This window comes from Mesorhizobium sp. CNPSo 4670, from assembly GCF_057784235.1.
This window is the reverse complement of sequence record NZ_JBWJFQ010000002.1, coordinates 1-16,602: the sequence shown is the minus strand read 5'-3', so window position 1 is coordinate 16,602 and position 16,602 is coordinate 1. Positions and strand designations below refer to the sequence as shown.

The window sequence follows — 16,602 nt, the reverse complement described above, 5'->3', positions numbered from 1 at the left end:
GCACTGACGCAGGATTCGCCGCACTATCTCTTCTTGCCTTATTGGCGTTTGGACCTTTGCAGACGACCAACCTTCGGCGGGCTACTTGAACCCAACAGGCTGTCGACCAGGCTGGTCAACATGGCTAGCGCTGCCTCTCGTGACGGTTCGGCCTTGGTCGCAGCCATGCGAACCCAGATGCCATCCATCAACATGGCGATCATTTCAGCCGCGCGCTCGGCCTCCACTTTGGGCAGGAGCTGTCGCAGTTCGTGCAGCAGATTGCTGCGCATGCGCGCGTTCTGGACATTAAGCAATCTTGCAAAGCGTGCCGAGAAGGTTGCCTGGGCGCAGTAGGAAATCCAATATTGAGCCCGACTGGCGATGTACATCCGCTCGTCGAAATTGCCATTGCAGATTGTGGTTAGACGCTCGTGCGGTGTCTTGCAGCGGCGCAGGCTCGCCGCGATCTGTTCCGAGATCAGCCGATTCCCGAAGCGTACGGCGGCTTCCAGCAATTCATCCTTGCTGATGAAGTAATGGTGGACCAAGCCGCGCGACATGCCGAGACGTTCGGCTACCTTGGCCAGGGTCACGCCATGGAAACCTTCCTCGGCAAGGACGTCGAACGCCACCTGCTGCATGTCCTTGCGTCGTATGTCGCGAATTCGTGTTTTCATTCAATCCTCTGGAGCATGATCCCGAAAAGTAGAATCCGGTTTTCGGAAAAGATCATGCTCAAACAAAGAGATAGAGCCCCATCCCGATTCTATCGGGATGGGGCGGCTGTAGGCCACTGACAGCACGCGCCCGGGCCGACAGTCAAGGCAGATTATGCCATCAGCCTATAAATTGGCACTCTGCCAAAAAATTGGCTTGTGAGTCAACTTTTTGTTGACAAGAGCCTGCCCCGACGCCAACCTGCTCTGATCGGATTGACGATAGGGAGAGGCGAATGGGCCAGCTCAACGACAGAGTTGCGCTGATTTCAGGCGGCGCAGCAGGCGAGGTTGCGGTCGACGGCGGAATGTTGGCCGACATAGACGCGCCCGTCACCGTTCCAAACTCGATCGGCGCATGGCGGAGGACCCACTCATGCAGATGAGCCGGGACAGATTGCGCATCGCCTATCGCCAGATGCGGACAATCCGCGCTTTCGAGGACGCGGTGAACCGCGCTTTCTCCAATGGCGAGATACCGGGATTCGTTCACCTCTATAGCGGTCAGGAAGCCTGCGCTGTCGGTGTTTGCATGCATCTCGATGACCGTGACTACATAGGCTCGACTCATCGCGGCCACGGTCATTGCATCGCCAAGGGGTGTGATATCGACGGCATGATGATGGAGATCTTCGGCAAGGTAGGCGGTCTCTGCGGCGGCAAAGGCGGCTCGATGCACATCGCCGACATCGAGCGCGGCATGCTCGGTGCCAATGCGATCGTGGGCGGCAGCCCACCCTTGGCGGTCGGGGCCGCACTGACTGCCAAGACACTCGGAACCGATCGTGTCGCCGTCGCCTTCAGCGGTGATGGGGGCTCCAACCAGGGCACGATGTTCGAAGCCATGAACATGGCCGTCGTGCTCAAGCTTCCGGTCATTTTCGTTGTCGAGAATAACGGCTATGCGGAGGGAACCGGTGTCGGCTACGCCGTCGGTTCCAGAGACATCACCGCCCGTGCCGCTGGCTTTGGCCTGCCGGCGGAGCGCATCGATGGCCTTGATTTCTTCGCCGTCCATGAGGCGATGGCAGAAGCCCTGACACGAGCCCGCGGTGGTGCAGGGCCCAGTTTCATCGAGGCGCGCTGCGTGCGCCATCACGGCCACTATTGCGGCGATCCGCAGAGCTACCGGTCCAGGGAGGAGCTGCAGTCGGTACGGGCCGACGGGGACTCGCTGCTCCACTTCCGTGCCCGCGTCGGCGCGTCGGCGCTTCTGGACGCAACCGAACTCGACACCATCGACGCCGAGGTCGAACAGCAAATCGCAGCCGCCGTCGTGAAGGCGCGGGCGGCGGCCGATCCGTCGCCCGCCGCCCTGCTGGCCGACGTCTATCTCAGCTATTGATCGGACGCACCGCATGTCAAAGAAGACCTTCCGCCAAGCGATCAACGAAGCGCTCCATGCCGAGATGCGGCGCGATCCGCGCGTGGTGGTGATCGGAGAGGATGTCGCCGGCGGCGCCGGCGGTACCGGGGTGGACGATGCCTATGGCGGCGTCATGGGAGTGACGCGCGGGCTGGTCGGTGCCTTCGGCCGCGAGCGCGTCATCGACACGCCGATCACCGAAAGTGCCATCATGGGCATGGCGGCGGGCGCCGCCGTCACTGGCTTGCGGCCGATAGCCGAACTGATGTTCGTCGACTTCATCGGCGTCTGCTTCGACCAGATATACAACCAGGCCGCCAAGTTTCGCTACATGTTCGGCGGAAAGGCGAAGACGCCATTGGTCATCCGGGCGATGTTCGGTGCCGGCTTCAGCGCCGGCGCGCAGCATTCGCAATGTCTCTATTCCTTCTTCACCCATGTTCCGGGCCTGAAGGTCGTCATCCCGTCGACGCCCTATGACGCCAAGGGGTTGCTGATCGAAGCCATCCGCGACGACGATCCGGTCATCTTCCTCGAGCACACCAAGCTCTACGACATCGAGGGGCAGGTGCCCGACGAGGCCTATACGGTGCCCTTCGGCGAAGCCTCCGTTCTACGCGAAGGGGCAGATGTGACGATCGTCGCGCTGGCGCGGATGGTGCATGTCGCGCTGGAGGCCGCCGATCGGCTCGCGGCGTCCGGTATCCATGCGACGGTCATCGATCCGCGCACGACCTCACCGATCGACGAGGACACCATCCTGGAGAGCGTCACGGCAACCGGCCGCCTCGTGGTGGTCGACGAAGCCAATCCGCGCTGCAGCGTGGCCAGCGAGATCGCGGCGTTCGTCGCGGACAAGGCCTTCCCCGCCCTGAAGGCGCCGATCCGGCGCGTGACCGCTCCGCACACGCCGGTCCCCTTCGCGCCAGTGCTGGAGGCCGCCTACATCCCGAATGCCGGACAGGTCGAAGCCGCCGCCCGGCAATTGGTCAACGATTACGCCGATCGAAAGCGATGATGATGCAGATCACACCCATATCGATGCCGACCTGGGGCCTGTCCATGGAAGAGGGAACGCTGGTCGAATGGGTTGTGCCCGAAGGTGCGCGCGTCGCGCCGGGCATGGAGCTGGCCGAAATCGAGACGACGAAGGTCAACAACATGCTCGAAGCGCAGGAGGCCGGCGTGCTGCGCCGACATGTCATCGCCGAGGGGGAAACGCGGACCTGTGGCGCCCTGATCGGCATCCTCGCCGACGAGACCGTGCCCGACGCCGAGGTCGACGCCTTCATCGCCCGTTTCGCCGAGAGCGCTGCCGCCGAGGCGGCCCTAGCGCAGGCGCCGGAGCCTGAGCAGCTCGATCTGCCCGATGGACGCAGGCTCCGCTATCTGCGGGTCGGCGAGGGCGGTACGGCGGCCCTGCTGATCCACGGCCTCGGCGGCGATCTCGACGCCTGGCAGATGACCCAGGCGACCCTGGCCGTCGACCGGGCGGTCTATGCGATCGACCTGCCGGGGCACGGCGAGTCGACGAAGGAGATACGGATCGGAGATCTCGCGGAGCTTGCCGAAACGGTCGGGCAGGCGATGGACGCGCTTGGGCTCGAGCGGGCGCATCTGGTGGGCCATTCGCTCGGGGCAGGCACTGCCCTGCAACTGGCGCTGACACATCCAGGCCGTGTCGCCTCGCTCGCCCTGATCGCGCCTGCCAGCCTTGCCGAGGAGATCGATCCCACCTTCCCGGCCGAGTTTCTTGCCGCCAGGAAGACGCGCGACCTGCAGCAATGCCTGGGCAGGCTGTTTGCCGACCCCTCGATGGTGGGCCGTGAGTTCGCCGACCGGGTCGCCCGCAACAAGCGGCTGGACGGCGCCGAGGCGGCTCTCTCGAAGATCATCGCGGCCTGCTTCCCGGATGGGCGCCAGCGCACAGTGCTGCTGTCGGCCTTGGCGACCTGGAGCGCCGACAATCCGGCGATCCCTGTCACTGTCATCTGGGGAGAGGAGGACGCCATCCTGTCGCCTGACCCGCTAGGCCAGCTTCCTGCGTCGGTTGCCGCGTTTTTGCTGCCGGGCGTCGGCCATATGCCCCAGCTGGAGGCCGCGAAGAAGGTCAACGCCATCCTCTCCGCGCATGTGGGAGCAGCGGCATGACCGGTCGGCTGGCAGGACGCGCCGCCTATGTGACGGGTGCAAGCCGTGGCATCGGGCGCGGCATTGCGCTGGCGCTTGCGAGCGAGGGCGCCGGGGTCGTCGTAACCGACATCGAGGCAGAAGCCGTGGAGGCCGTTGCCGCGGAAATCCGCGGAGCAGGCGGGCGGGCTGAGTCGCGTGTCGTCGATGTCAGGAAATGGGACGACTTCGTCGCTCTGGTGGCGCATGTCGAACGGCAATTCGGCCGGCTCGACATCGCCGTCAACTGCGCCGGGGTCATCAGCGTCGCCGCTGTCGAGCACCTGGCGGAAGCGGAATGGGACCGGGTGATGGATGTCAATGCCAAGGGCGTGTTCCTGTCGTGCAAGGCCGCGGTCCCCGCGATGAAGCGCAATGGCTTCGGGCGGATCATCAACATCTCCTCGATTTCCGGAAAGGACGGCTACCCGAAGCTGGCGCTTTACAGCGCCTCAAAATATGCGGTGCTCGGCTTCACGAATTCCCTCGCCAAGGAGGTCGCTCGCGACGGCATCACCGTGAACGCGATCTGCCCCGGTGTCGTGAAAACGCACATGTGGGACATGCTGTCGGACGAATTCAGAGATCAAGGGGAAACGGCGGAGCAGTCCTGGCAGCGGCATGTGCTGGAGTTCGTGCCGCAGGGCCGGCCGCAGACGCCCGAGGAGATCGGAGACCTCGCAATCTATCTGGCGCTTGCGCCGAGCGTCACCGGACAGTCGATCAACATCGACGGCGGACTGACGTCGCACTGACATCGGGTTCCGTCGTCGTAGAGAAAACTGGGACAATGACAACAGGGAGAGAAGAGATGTCCAAGTCGAGGTTTTTCAAGTTCACCTCAGGCTCGCTCGTGGCGATGCTCGTCGCAATGGGATCCGGTGCGGCGCGGGCCGCCGACATGGGGGCCAAGGACGAGCCCATCAAGCTCGTGATGGCCGAATGGACCGGCCAGCACGTGACCACACATATCGTCGGGACCCTTCTGCAACGCATGGGCTACAAGATCGAGTATGTGACCGCGGGTGGCTATCCGCAGTTCACGGGCCTCGCTGACGGTACGCTCGACGTGACGCTCGAGATCTGGATGAACAATGTGGGCGACATCTTCCCGAAGGTGCTGAAGGAGGGGAAGGTGGAAGACATTGGCCAGCTCGGCCTCGAGACAAAGGAGGGCTGGGTCTATCCCAAGTACATGACGGATGTCTGCCCCGGCCTGCCGGACTGGACCGCGCTCACCAAGCCGGGCTGCGTCCAGGCGCTGACGAGCCCGGACACCTTCCCGAACGGCCGCCTGCTCGACTACCCGGCCGACTGGGGCTCCCGCTCCGCGCAGATCATCAAAGACAACAACCTGCCCCTGACCACCGTGCCGGGCGGGTCCGAGGGCGCGATGGTTGCCGAGCTAGAATCCGCGGTGGCGGCCAAGAAACCTCTGCTCATGATGTTCTGGGCGCCGCACTACATCTTCGCGGAAGCCGACATGGGATGGGTGACGATGCCGCCCTGCAAATCGCAGGATAACGATCACTGCATCAATCCTCCCGAGGTCCACAAGGTGGTATGGTCGGGCTTCAAGGACAAATGGCCAGCGGCCTATGAATTCCTGAAGGCGTTCCGGGAGGACGCGGCCACCCAGCAGCAGATGATCCTGGCGATCGACAGGAAGGGCCAGGACATCGATACGGTCGTCAACGCCTGGATCGACCAGCATCAGGATGTCTGGCAGCCCTGGGTGCAGGAGGCCACGCGCTGATGCGAGAACCGCTCGACAACCTGGCGTCGGCGGCATCTCGAGATATCAGGGCGTCGGCGCCCCGGAGAACGGCGATCGGCACATGACTCCAACACCGATCCTAACGAGAGGGGAGCCTGCGCCATGATTAAGGCGGAGCCGGAGCGGCCCGTGAAGCTGTCCTGCCGAAGCCTATGGAAGGTCTACGGCGCCCACGCCGAACGCCTCGTCCGAAAGGGGGAACTCGTTTCCGGCGACCCGAGCACTGTAAGCGAACGGCTCAAGCGGAACGGGCAAATCCCGGCGGTGATCGATGCCAGCTTCGATGTCCATGTCGGCGAGATTTTCGTCGTCATGGGCCTGTCCGGCTCCGGAAAATCGACATTGCTGCGCTGTCTCTCGCGTCTGATCGAGTCCAGCCATGGCCAGGTGCTCCTGGACGGCGAGGACCTGCTCGCCGCCAGTCCACAGCGGCTGATAGAGCTACGCCGCAGCAGCATGGGCATGGTGTTCCAGCATTTCGGGCTGCTGCCGCATCTGAGCGTCCTCGACAACGTGGCCTTTCCGCTCCGCGTCCAGGGATGTTCCATGAACGAGCGGTATGCGAGGGCGAGGGAAATGATTGCGCTGGTCGGCCTCGAAGGACGCGAGACGGCTTTTCCGCATCAGCTTTCCGGTGGCCAGCAGCAGCGCGTGGGAATTGCACGCTCGCTGGCGGTCGGGCCGGGGCTCTGGTTCCTCGACGAACCGTTCTCGGCGCTCGATCCACTGATCCGGCGGCAGATGCAAGACGAGTTTCTAAGGCTCCAGAAGAAACTCGGCAAGACCATCGTCTTCATCACCCACGACATCCAGGAAGCCTTCCGCCTGGCGGACCGGATCGCCATCATGCGCCAGGGCGAGATCATCCAGATCGGTCGGCCAACCGATATCCTGCGCAAGCCGGTCGACGACTACGTGGCGCAGTTTGTCGAAGACATATCGCTGCTTCGCGCGGTCCATGCGGCCGATATTGCAGTTAAGAGCGGCGTCGACTGCGGCCCGTGCGTCGAGACTGTGCCGGACACGGTGTACGTGGAGGAGCTCGTGGCCAAGGTCGCCACCGGCATCACCGGATTCCGCGTGGTCAATGCAGCCGGAAAAATTGTGGGGACTATCGATCGCCAAACCGTATTGCAGCTCCTTGAGCGAGACAGGGAACGGCGGCATTGAATACGTTCAACACAGCCGCACCGCGGCGGTTGCACTTGGATGCAGGCCTGTCGGTCTGGATGGCGGCGGTATTCTTTACGGTGCTTTGCCTGGCGCTACGCGGCGTCCTGCCTTGGCTCGCCACCTATCCTTCCGATTGGGTCGCGCCAATAGCACAATGGGTGGACGCTTGGAGCGCCGTCGTCACCGACCTGGTTCGGCCGGTATTTCGCGGCATCTCCTGGCTGCTCAAATGGCCGATGGTGGGTGTGCAGACTGGCCTGCAATGGCTTCCCTGGCCGATAACGATGCTCGTGGTCGGCGTTATCGCGCTCCGTGCCGGCGGCTATCGCCTCGCCGCCTTTTCGATCTTTACGCTCGGTTACCTCCTGGTGACCAAATACTGGCCCCAGAGCATGAACACCATGGCTCTCGTCCTGTTGGCCATTCCAATCTCCGTCTTCGTAGGATTCGCTATTGGCGTCCTCGCCTTTCATGTGAAACAGGCGCGGGGGACCATCAACGTCGCGCTAGACGTGATGCAGACAATGCCAGCCTTCGCCTATCTCATCCCGTTGCTGCTGCTGTTCGGATTCGGGCCGGTGGTCGGGCTGATTGCCAGCGCCGTCTATGCCATCCCTTTCATGGTGAAGAATACGATACTGGGCCTTGAGCGTGTCCCGAGCGACATTGCCGAGGCCGGCGTGATGAGCGGCTGCACGCCGCGGCAGCGCTTCTGGCTGGTGGATGTGCCGACGGCGGCACCTCAGCTCCTGGTTGGGATCAACCAGACGACGATGGCCGCGTTTAGCATCATGATCATCGCCTCGATAATCGGCGGCTTCGCGGATATCGGCTGGGAAGTCCTTTCTTCGATGCGCGCGGCCGCGTTCGGCCAGAGCTTGCTCGCCGGCGGTGCGATTGCGCTTCTCGCCATGGTCATGGACCGGATCACGCTCGGCCTGGCCGGCCACGGTGGCGCCGCGCCGCACCCGGCCTGGCTCACCAGCCGGCGCATGTGGAGCGTCATCGCCATAGCACTGATTGGCGCGTGGCTCATCCCACTGAGCGGGATCGCCGTCACGCTCCCTTTTGCCTCCACGCGAGGCCTGATCGACGCCGATGCAGTCAATCATTGGGTGTTGGGCCTCGTTACGCGCTTTGACGGCCCGATCGAGACTTTCAAGAACGGGGTTCTCTACTACTTTATCCTGCCGCTCCGGATTGGCATGATCCGCGCTGTAACGCCGCTCTCCTGGGGCATTGCCTTAACCCCAACAGTGATCGTCGTTTACGTCACATCGGTAGCCGTCATCGCCTATGGCCTCGCGCTGCGCTTCGGCTGGCGTCCGGCATTGGCTGTAGTCGTTGCCGCGCTCTATTTCTTCTTCGGATTTTCCACCTTCCCGTGGCCCGCCACGATCGCGCTGATTGTCACTCTGGCCTGGCGATGCGCCGGTCGCGCAGTTGCGCTATTCTCGCTCTCAAGCTGCATCTTCATCCTGTTGACGGGACTCTGGGAGCCTTTCATGCAGTCGGCCTATCTCTGTGGCTTGGCGGTAGTGTTGTGTTTGGCGATCGGTGGGGCTCTCGGCATCTGGGCAGCACACAGCGACACGGTTTCACGGGTGCTGCGGCCCGTCCAGGATGCGCTGCAGACGATACCTCAGTTCGTCTTCCTCATTCCGGTTTTGATGTTCTTCAAGGTGGGGGAACTCACAGCTCTGATTGCAATCATGCTCTACGCGATCGTGCCACCGATCCGTTACACCGAGCATGGCATCCGCAGCGTACGCGTCGATTGCATCGAGGCGGGCCGGCAATGTGGCTGCACGCCCGCGCAACTGCTGTTTCAGGTCAAGCTGCCCCTCGCCATGCCAAACGTGATGCTCGGCCTCAATCAGACCATCATGGCCGCCTTGTCCATGGTAGTGGTCGCGGCCCTAGTCGGGACCAAGGATCTTGGCCAACAGGTCTACATCGCGCTCGGTAATGCAAGCGCCGGGCTAGGTCTCACGTCCGGCTTGGCGATCGCACTGGTTGCAATGGTGGCTGATCGCATCATCCGCGGTTGGTATGATCGGCACCAGTCGGCCCGCGAAGGCCATCAACTGATCGAGTGTTAGATCGCCGTCGCGGAAGACCTACCCGACCCTAGGGCTGACCTCCAAACCGTGAACCGCAGCAGCGTGAGACAGGACAAGCTTGTTGTTGCCGATGGTCACCTGCGTCCTGGGCGGCGCGTTCGCGGCCAAATCGGATCACCCGCCTCGCGATCGAGAGCAGCCATATTGCGCTTTCCAAGCTGCCGCTTCAGGATATCAGGCGTCGCAGCTTTCGAGCGGAGAGGGGGCTTGCCCACATCGCACATGTCGTCGATATGAAGGTCAATGAGTTCGCCGAAGGTCCTGAGGCGCGAAATTCGCGACACACTCGGTATCTCGCCGCGTTCGATTTGATGCCGGATGTCGTGTGCAAAAATCGCACACGAAAGTTCTGCTTCTCTTCTTTTTTCGTTCCCACGACAGAGCCGCCGACAGTCCTATTTGGACGCTCTTTTGCCGACGATATTGGCCGCTTCATCGCGGACGTTCGCTGCAATATCCGTGGGACGTAATGTCTGATGCGGCCTCCAATTCCCCTGGGGTTCCTGGAAGCTTTTCGAACTTTCTGTCTTGCGGCTCCGGGGGTTCGAGTCGGTAGAGCGCTACCGCCTTTCCCCCCACTCATCGAACTGCCGGTTCCGGCTTCGCTGCTACGGTTGATCGCAGCCAGTCGATCTAACTGCGCCTGGGGCTCAATGTCTCGGGCGCCGAAGGCAGAGATCGTCCTCGACCCGCGGTCGGACTTTCGAGCGCCGGAACTGCGATCTCGGTCTCGATGGAGTCTGACAGGCGTCACACGCTGCATCTGATGGAATAAGGCGTCAAGCAGCCGACCCTCCAAATCCGAGCGCATTATCCGCTCGAAAAGGTCGGCCTACCAATGCTCCTGCGTGGGGGGTGGCATATTAACTCAACATTGATGCGTGCATCAGCACGCGGGCTGGCCCGCGTGGCTGGATTGGAACGTAACCGGAGCGATCGGCAGTGAGGCTGCTGATCTCGTGGTGTCGAGGTGTACTCGAACGGTTCAGTCTCACCTATTGTGCAGTTGCCGCGCTCTCGATCATCTGCGCGACGGCCGCGGGGTTCGATACCATCACCACGTGCGAAGCCCCTTTGATGACTACCGTTTGCTTGGAGTGCGCCCGTTCCGCCATGAACCCCAGAGCCTGCGGCGGAATATTCAAGTCCTTGTCGCCATAGATGAACCACGACGGAATCTTTTTCCAGGCGGCATCACCTGATTCCTCTTTGAGAGCAGTTTCGGTGACCGGCCGCTGCGCCGCAGCCATCAAGGTTGCATCTGGTTCCGGAACATCCGCCGCGAATTGATCATGGAACTTGTCCTGCTGAATGTAGAGATCAATCCCGCCACTCGACAGCGTCACAGGCGGAGCTAGCCCGTGACCTTGGCTATGGCTGATGCACCAGCCCGTGCCCAGCATTGTAACCACCGTGTCGAATGCCTCACGGTCGTAGCTCGGCTTCCTGCCACGGTACGACCTGGGGTCGGACTTGGCGTCCTCAATGCCTGCCTTCTGGGCTTCCTTGGTGGCGACCGCCTGTGCTTCCGCCGTTGCTGCCATGAAGGCTATCAGCGCGTCCCTAATGGCCTGCTGGATGGGGTCTTTGGTCGCTCCGTCGAACACCATGGCATTGATGACGGTCTTGATCACCACACCGTCACGCATGAACAGCCGGATGCTATCCGACAGGTCCCGATAGTCGCGGCCCAGCCGGTCGACCCAGCGCACCACCAGCGTGTCACCAGGGCGGAGGATGTCGAACAGCCGCCTTCCTCAAGGTCGCTCCGCCAGCTTGGTCGAGATGCCGGAAACACCGTGATCGGCAATCTCTTGATCTATCTTGAAACCTGCTAGCTCGGCCTGCCTGCGTTGATGCGCAAGCGTCTGGTCGGCAGTCGAGACGCGGGCATAAAAGACTGTCTTGGCCACAGGGCGATTCCTATCCGAAAGGGTTATGTCACCGCGCCGATTTAACGAGATCAAGCGAGGAATCGAGGGCATTTCGCAACAGATGCTGACACGGACCCTGCGGGGACTGGAGCGCGACGGGCTTGTTACGCGCACGATCATGCCGACCAGTCCGCCCCAGGTAGAATATGCGCTCACCGGACTGGGACGGTCTCTCAGCAAGCCTGTCCTCGCGCTCGGCCAATGGGCTTGTGAGCATATTGATCAGGTCGACAAGGCCCAGCGACGGTTCGATGAGCGGCACGGCGACATCTGAACGCATCGCGCCATACCAGTGATGCGAGTGCCGCCGCTCATCACGCCTCCGGCACGTGCTATCAGCTTGGTTTCACCGCCAGGGCGGAACCCATGATCGGAATTCGCCGCTGTCCCCTTGTTGCCGGCGCACCAACGTCCGCAATCGGGGCGCGGAGAAGACCTGAACCGCCAGTCACACCGACGACCGGTTCTAGCCCATCTCGGCCATTGGCGGGAGCCTGCTGAGTGCCTTTGACCCTAGAGGGCTAGCGTGTGAGATTGCCGCCGCCGGGGCGACCTGATGCCGATCAGCCCCCCGGCCTTGTCGGCGGCGGGGGTAGGGGTGGGCTTGTGGAGCCCCACCACGCCGCACGTCCGACCGCCAGATCGCCCCGGCTGGATTATACCCGACAAATCTTGGTAGGCTGTTGGTCTGGAGATCGCGCGATGAACGAGGTTGAAAACCTGGCGGTCGAGGTTGTCGCCACCGGCCTCGGCTGGCCCGAGGGCCCGACGGTGCTCCCTGATGGGCGCGTTGTCATCGTCGAAAGCTATCGCAGTCAGCTGACGGCCATAGGTCATGACGGAACGGCTCGCCAGTTCGCGTATGTTGCGGGAGCGCCCAATGCCTGCGTTCTCGGATCGGATGGCCTGCTCTATGTCTGCCAGAACGGCGGCACGACCGGACCCTGGCGGGCCGCAGAGATGACGACGCCATCGATCCAGCGAGTTGCCGAAGGCGGAAAGCCGGAAATCCTACTGACGGAAGTTGCGGGCATTCGGCTCAACGGTCCAAACGATCTCGTATTTGCATCTGATGGCCGGCTTATCTTCAGCGATCCTGGCACGTACAATCCGGGGAATCCCGACCCCAGCTACATCTTTGCCATCAACCCCGATGGCAGTGCGTACCTTGCCTTGGGCTTCGAAGAGCCGACCTTCCCGAATGGAGTGGCGATCGAGCCCGACGGCTCGATCGTTTGGGGCGAGTCCTATACAGGCCGCGTCAAGCGCCAGCGTCCTGATGGTGGCGTCGAAGACCTTGGCCGCTTGCCAGGGGCTAATCCGATCCCCGACGGGCTGAAGGTCGGCGCCGATGGCCGCCTTTATGTCACGGATATTGCCGCCAACGGCATTCATGTGCTCAAGCCGGACGGCACTGCGGAAGGCTTCTTCATCTGCGGCAAGGCAACGACCAACTGCGTCTTCTCGGGCGAGATGCTTTGGGTGACAAATGCCGGCGTGTTGGCGACCGGCAGCGACCCCTCCTTTGAGGGCACGCTCTGCTGCATGCGTGTCCCGGGAGGCGGTGGACCGACGCATCATGGTCGCATCGGCGACAAGAAACCGTGAGTAGCGCTTCAACTGTCTCGAACACTGGCCCTGGGCTAAACGACGGTGCCGCCGTTGCGGTGTCGCGTGCTTCGCCGGCAGCGCTGAAGCGCCTGTACAGCGTGGCCGCGGTCCGCGACGCCGCGCAGCGGACCTTGCCGCGCCCGGTGTTCGACTTCGCCGACGGCGGCGCCGAGGATGAGCGAACGCTGCGCCGCAACGAGCAGGCGTTCAACGAGGTTGCCCTTCTGCCGCGACCGCTCAACGGGGCAGCGATCCGGGATCTCTCCCTTGACCTCTTCGGCGCGAAGCTTGCCATCCCGGTCGGCGTCGCGCCAACCGGCCTGGCCGGTCTGTTCTGGCCCGACGGCGAGTGCGCGGCAGCACGAGCCGCGGCAGCCGCTGGCACCTTCTACTGCGCCAGCCACGGATCGGCCTGCACGCTGGAGGACATAGCAGCCACCGGGACCAGCCCGCGGTGGATGCAGGTATTCGTCTATACCGATCGCGGTTTCACCCGCGAAATGGTGGATCGGGCGAGTGCCTCAGGATATGACGCGCTGGTGCTCACTATCGACAATCAGATGCTTGGCCACCGGGAACGCGACATCCGCAACGGTTTTACAATCCCGCCGCGTTTCGGCGTGGCCGGGACGCTCGCGGCTGCCACCAAGGCGGCGTGGCTGCTGCGCATGCGCACCCGACTCCCGAAACTGACCTTCGGCAACTACGCGCGTCCCGGCGAGACGGCGACGGTCGGCGCGCTGGCGGGCCGCATGGCCGCACTGCTCGACCCCGGGCTCTCCTGGGCCGACGTGGACTGGCTGCGCACCGTTTGGACCGGACCGTTGTTGCTGAAGGGCGTCCTGCATCCCGGTGAAGCCACCGAGGCCGTGGCGCGCGGTATCGACGGCGTCATCGTATCTAATCACGGCGGACGCCAGCTTGACGGCGCCGCCGCGTCGCTCGACGCGCTGCCGGCTGTCGTCGCGGCTGTCGACGGCCGCATACCGGTGCTGATTGACGGCGGCATCAGGCGAGGCTCCGATGTCGTCAAGGCGTTGGCGCTCGGCGCCTCCTGCTGTCTGGTCGGTCGGCCGCAGTTATGGGGGCTAGCGGTCGCCGGCGAGGATGGTGTGGGACACGTGCTCGAACTCTATCGCAAGGAGATCGACCGGGTCATGGCACTGATGGGAGCACGGACCCTGCGCGACCTCGGGCCGGACTGTCTTTCGTTCGTCCAGGCTAGGAGGCTGCCACGTGATTGAAGACCCGCCTTTGCTCACCATCAAGCGCCGTTTCGAACGGCCTGCCGCAGAAATCATCAATGCCTTTTCGGGCGTGCCCGTCAGCCACGTCGTCGACGCCATGGGTGGGCGCGGGGCCTTGCACTATGCAATCAAGCCCCTATCGCCAAGTACTGCTACGCTGATCGGCGTCGCCGTGACATGTCACTGCGGCCCCGCCGACAATCTCGCTTTGTTTGGGGCGTTGGATGCCGCAATAAATGGCGATGTCATTGTTGCGGCCACCGACAGCTTTGCCGGTGCGGCAGTCACTGGGGATCTCGTGCTCGGCATGGCGCGGAACAAAGGGATCGCCGGCTTCATCACGGATGGCCTCGTTCGCGATATTGTCGGAATCGAGGCGGTCGGGTTGCCGGTCTACTGTGCTGGGGTCATCGCGAACTCGCCGGCGCGCAATGGTCCAGGCACGGTCGGATTTCCGGTGGTGCTGGGAGGAGTGACTATCTCGCCGGGAGACATACTCGTCGGCGACCGCGATGGCGTCGCCGTAGTACCCCGCCTGGAAGCTAAGACAGTGCTGGCGCGGCTCGCCGCCGTCAGGGCGGCCGAGCAGGTTCTTGAGGCCCAGGTCCGCCAGGGTCTGGAAGTGCCCGACTTTGCTGAGGTGGTCCTCAGGTCCGACAGGACGCGCTTCGTCGACTGAATTGGGGCGCCGAATTGCAAAAGAGATTTGAGGGGACGACATGATAGCCGACGAAGTGGCGCCTAACCGCGAGCGCGCGAAGCCCCAGAGTCATGTCAGTGTCGGTACCGTGGCTTGATGACCACGGTGCCAAGCGAAGCCGAGGCAAGGTCTCTGGGCGGGGCTACATAGGGGGCTCCTGCAAGACATACGCTTTACGTGATGGGCATACTTCCGCCAAGGGTGGCATCGAGATCGAAACAAGCTGGAAACAGACCTGGCGGCCAGCGGAATTGGTCGGTTACGAGATCGAGCTATGCCTAGGCCATCGGAGCTTCGCGTCACGTCAAAGGCGGCTGATGCGTTGGAAGCCACTACCGTCCTAACAGTTTCTACGAGAGGAATTAGCTATGCGAACCGCAACGGTTCTCTCGTCGTTGCTCGCGCCGGCTCTATGGGCGGTTCATCTTTTGCTCGTCGTCTGGGGACTTAACGCCGCGGCACGGTCCGAGCCGGTGTTTTGTTCCAGCGATTCATCGATCCTGGCGACATCGAATCAGACAACGGGGACCGCAACGGCATGTCCGTTTGTGCTTGCGGGATCATCAAGCAATGGATCGGGGTGATTGGAATTTGGCTTTGCGAACTCAAATGCCGAGCATCGGCCGGTGGTCTTGGCGAGCGTGGCGCAGGCTGTCACGCCACAAATCCGAATTGCCGAAGAAATTTAGCAACGCTCACCGAAAGCGCGCGAAGGTCAGCCCACGAAAGGGCGGCGATGAAAACGGCCGAGGTCGACTGCAGCGCGTCGTTGAGCGAAGTGGGCACCCGAACGGGCTCGACGTGGGTCGACGGCGGTGACGATGCTGTTGTGGTGATCACAGTAGACGCAATCCGGCGAAATAGGCCCAGCACAAAAACGGTAACCGCCCGGTACGAGTCACAAAACCGTTGTCAGTTGACGTGGACGACCACGTACTTCGAACCCGAGTGCTGATAATATTTCCCGCCGCAATGCCAGATTGCCGTCCCATTGACCGAAGTCTTGGCGCAACCGGCAGGCAGCCTGGCCACGTACACGCTTGTTCTCCGAATTGTCCGCCGGGTCGTGCGTCGCGCGACGCCCGCTGCGCTGTCGGGCGTAAGAGGCTGGCCAACCTTGGCAATCGCTTCAGACGACATCGATCCTCGCGTCACCAGGGAGACCGGATCAAGTTCCACGAAAGTCGCCAAAGCCAAGGCCATGACGATGCAGTTGCGCAGGGTAGATTTCGTTGTCATCAGTTCCTCCCTTATTTGTCGGATGTAGATCCTGGGTCTAAAAACGCATGACCAGTCCCATGATCGGTCCTTGCTGGACGACATCGAAGACGAAGCCGTCATTGCGGTAGTTGACGCCGAGCGCGCGGTAGCCGGCGACCGCCGAAAACCGCTCGTTGAACCGGTAGCCCAGTGCGGCGGCGACATCCCAGTCGACATTGGCGCCGCCCGCACCAACCATACCCCAGCCCGTCAGATAGACTTCAGGCGTGAGCGAGTAGTTCGCGCGAACGCCAACCAGCCCGTCCACCCAGGTCGCTCCGTCGCTGCCGGATACGCCGTCCAGGATACCGCCATGGAAGTCGAGGTCGGTGTCTACGGACCAGACCCTCATGGCGCCGACAAAATCGAGACGTCCGGCGTCACTCTGGAGGATCGAATAGCCCGCTCCGACCAGCCCTGAAAATGTCTGCGACGAGACCTCGACACTGTTGGCGACGACGCCTCTTGGTGTGCCGCTTTCTCCCGACAGTTTTACGTACATGAGGTCGCCGAAAATGCTGTAGCGGTCGTAGCGAGCCTCGGC

14 protein-coding genes and 2 pseudogenes are annotated in these 16,602 nt (G+C 62.6%); 11 read left to right on the top strand and 5 right to left on the bottom strand.

Going from position 1 to position 16,602, the window contains the following annotated elements; translation table 11 throughout:
- Positions 1 to 38 precede the first annotated feature (38 nt).
- Positions 39 to 659: a transcriptional regulator BetI gene (gene betI / locus AC0ZT5_RS03500; protein WP_488495295.1), complete on the bottom strand. Its 621-nt coding sequence runs from the start codon at positions 657 to 659 to the stop codon at positions 39 to 41.
- A gap of 415 nt (positions 660 to 1,074) precedes the next feature.
- Here betI and AC0ZT5_RS03495 point away from each other — a divergent pair, with 415 nt between their 5' ends.
- The 7 genes from AC0ZT5_RS03495 (at position 1,075) to AC0ZT5_RS03465 (ending at position 9,285) form a co-directional block, all read left to right on the top strand.
- Positions 1,075 to 2,043, top strand: coding sequence for a thiamine pyrophosphate-dependent dehydrogenase E1 component subunit alpha (locus AC0ZT5_RS03495; protein WP_488495294.1), 969 nt, complete (start codon positions 1,075 to 1,077; stop codon positions 2,041 to 2,043).
- A 13-nt stretch (positions 2,044 to 2,056) separates the two neighbouring features.
- Positions 2,057 to 3,082: an alpha-ketoacid dehydrogenase subunit beta gene (locus AC0ZT5_RS03490; protein ID WP_488495293.1), complete on the top strand. Its 1,026-nt coding sequence runs from the start codon at positions 2,057 to 2,059 to the stop codon at positions 3,080 to 3,082.
- Positions 3,082 to 4,215: an acetoin dehydrogenase dihydrolipoyllysine-residue acetyltransferase subunit gene (locus tag AC0ZT5_RS03485; RefSeq protein ID WP_488495292.1), complete on the top strand. Its 1,134-nt coding sequence runs from the start codon at positions 3,082 to 3,084 to the stop codon at positions 4,213 to 4,215. The genes AC0ZT5_RS03490 and AC0ZT5_RS03485 overlap by 1 nt, the downstream gene beginning before the upstream one ends.
- The gene (locus AC0ZT5_RS03480) at positions 4,212 to 4,988 is read left to right on the top strand and encodes an SDR family NAD(P)-dependent oxidoreductase (protein ID WP_488495291.1); all 777 of its coding nucleotides are present in this window, start codon (positions 4,212 to 4,214) and stop codon (positions 4,986 to 4,988) included. Before AC0ZT5_RS03485 ends, AC0ZT5_RS03480 begins: the two co-directional genes overlap by 4 nt.
- A gap of 56 nt (positions 4,989 to 5,044) precedes the next feature.
- A complete protein-coding gene (locus tag AC0ZT5_RS03475; RefSeq protein ID WP_488495290.1) occupies positions 5,045 to 5,989 on the top strand; it encodes an ABC transporter substrate-binding protein in 945 nt (314 codons plus the stop codon).
- A gap of 285 nt (positions 5,990 to 6,274) precedes the next feature.
- Positions 6,275 to 7,180 (top strand): ATP-binding cassette domain-containing protein, encoded by a 906-nt coding sequence (locus AC0ZT5_RS03470; protein WP_488495289.1) that lies wholly within the window; start codon positions 6,275 to 6,277, stop codon positions 7,178 to 7,180.
- Positions 7,177 to 9,285, top strand: a complete 2,109-nt coding sequence (locus AC0ZT5_RS03465; protein ID WP_488495288.1) for an ABC transporter permease — start codon at positions 7,177 to 7,179, stop codon at positions 9,283 to 9,285. The genes AC0ZT5_RS03470 and AC0ZT5_RS03465 overlap by 4 nt, the downstream gene beginning before the upstream one ends.
- Positions 9,286 to 10,301: 1,016 nt before the next feature.
- On the opposite strand, the pseudogene AC0ZT5_RS03460 reads toward AC0ZT5_RS03465, so the two are convergent.
- Positions 10,302 to 10,664, bottom strand: a pseudogene (locus AC0ZT5_RS03460) (alpha/beta fold hydrolase); the annotation flags it as partial.
- Positions 10,664 to 11,291 (bottom strand): annotated as a pseudogene (locus AC0ZT5_RS03455) (recombinase family protein); the annotation flags it as partial. The pseudogenes AC0ZT5_RS03455 and AC0ZT5_RS03460, both read right to left, overlap by 1 nt.
- Between AC0ZT5_RS03455 and AC0ZT5_RS03450 the strand changes: the two are divergent.
- The 4 genes from AC0ZT5_RS03450 (at position 11,245) to AC0ZT5_RS03435 (ending at position 14,777) form a co-directional block, all read left to right on the top strand.
- On the top strand, positions 11,245 to 11,514 hold the full coding sequence (locus AC0ZT5_RS03450; protein ID WP_488495287.1) for a winged helix-turn-helix transcriptional regulator: 270 nt from the start codon (positions 11,245 to 11,247) through the stop codon (positions 11,512 to 11,514). The pseudogene AC0ZT5_RS03455 and the gene AC0ZT5_RS03450 sit on opposite strands and share 47 nt — an antisense overlap.
- 428 nt (positions 11,515 to 11,942) lie before the next feature.
- Positions 11,943 to 12,848 carry an SMP-30/gluconolactonase/LRE family protein gene (locus AC0ZT5_RS03445; RefSeq protein WP_488495286.1) on the top strand — a complete coding sequence of 302 codons (906 nt, stop codon included), beginning with the start codon at positions 11,943 to 11,945 and terminating at the stop codon, positions 12,846 to 12,848.
- Positions 12,845 to 14,095 carry an alpha-hydroxy acid oxidase gene (locus AC0ZT5_RS03440; protein ID WP_488495285.1) on the top strand — a complete coding sequence of 417 codons (1,251 nt, stop codon included), beginning with the start codon at positions 12,845 to 12,847 and terminating at the stop codon, positions 14,093 to 14,095. Before AC0ZT5_RS03445 ends, AC0ZT5_RS03440 begins: the two co-directional genes overlap by 4 nt.
- Positions 14,088 to 14,777: an RraA family protein gene (locus AC0ZT5_RS03435; protein WP_488495284.1), complete on the top strand. Its 690-nt coding sequence runs from the start codon at positions 14,088 to 14,090 to the stop codon at positions 14,775 to 14,777. The genes AC0ZT5_RS03440 and AC0ZT5_RS03435 overlap by 8 nt, the downstream gene beginning before the upstream one ends.
- A 933-nt stretch (positions 14,778 to 15,710) precedes the next feature.
- Here AC0ZT5_RS03435 and AC0ZT5_RS03430 read toward each other — a convergent pair.
- Positions 15,711 to 16,037 carry a hypothetical protein gene (locus AC0ZT5_RS03430; protein ID WP_488495283.1) on the bottom strand — a complete coding sequence of 109 codons (327 nt, stop codon included), beginning with the start codon at positions 16,035 to 16,037 and terminating at the stop codon, positions 15,711 to 15,713.
- A 37-nt stretch (positions 16,038 to 16,074) separates the two neighbouring features.
- On the bottom strand, positions 16,075 to 16,602 hold a 528-nt coding region (locus AC0ZT5_RS03425; RefSeq protein WP_488495282.1), incomplete at its 5' end, for a hypothetical protein.

Coding starts and splice junctions, on each gene's coding strand:
- betI (WP_488495295.1), bottom strand. CDS start 659: ATGAAAACACGAATTCGCGACATACGACGCAAGGACATGCAGCAGGTG.
- AC0ZT5_RS03495 (WP_488495294.1), top strand. CDS start 1,075: ATGCAGATGAGCCGGGACAGATTGCGCATCGCCTATCGCCAGATGCGG.
- AC0ZT5_RS03490 (WP_488495293.1), top strand. CDS start 2,057: ATGTCAAAGAAGACCTTCCGCCAAGCGATCAACGAAGCGCTCCATGCC.
- AC0ZT5_RS03485 (WP_488495292.1), top strand. CDS start 3,082: ATGATGCAGATCACACCCATATCGATGCCGACCTGGGGCCTGTCCATG.
- AC0ZT5_RS03480 (WP_488495291.1), top strand. CDS start 4,212: ATGACCGGTCGGCTGGCAGGACGCGCCGCCTATGTGACGGGTGCAAGC.
- AC0ZT5_RS03475 (WP_488495290.1), top strand. CDS start 5,045: ATGTCCAAGTCGAGGTTTTTCAAGTTCACCTCAGGCTCGCTCGTGGCG.
- AC0ZT5_RS03450 (WP_488495287.1), top strand. CDS start 11,245: ATGTCACCGCGCCGATTTAACGAGATCAAGCGAGGAATCGAGGGCATT.
- AC0ZT5_RS03445 (WP_488495286.1), top strand. CDS start 11,943: ATGAACGAGGTTGAAAACCTGGCGGTCGAGGTTGTCGCCACCGGCCTC.
- AC0ZT5_RS03430 (WP_488495283.1), bottom strand. CDS start 16,037: ATGACAACGAAATCTACCCTGCGCAACTGCATCGTCATGGCCTTGGCT.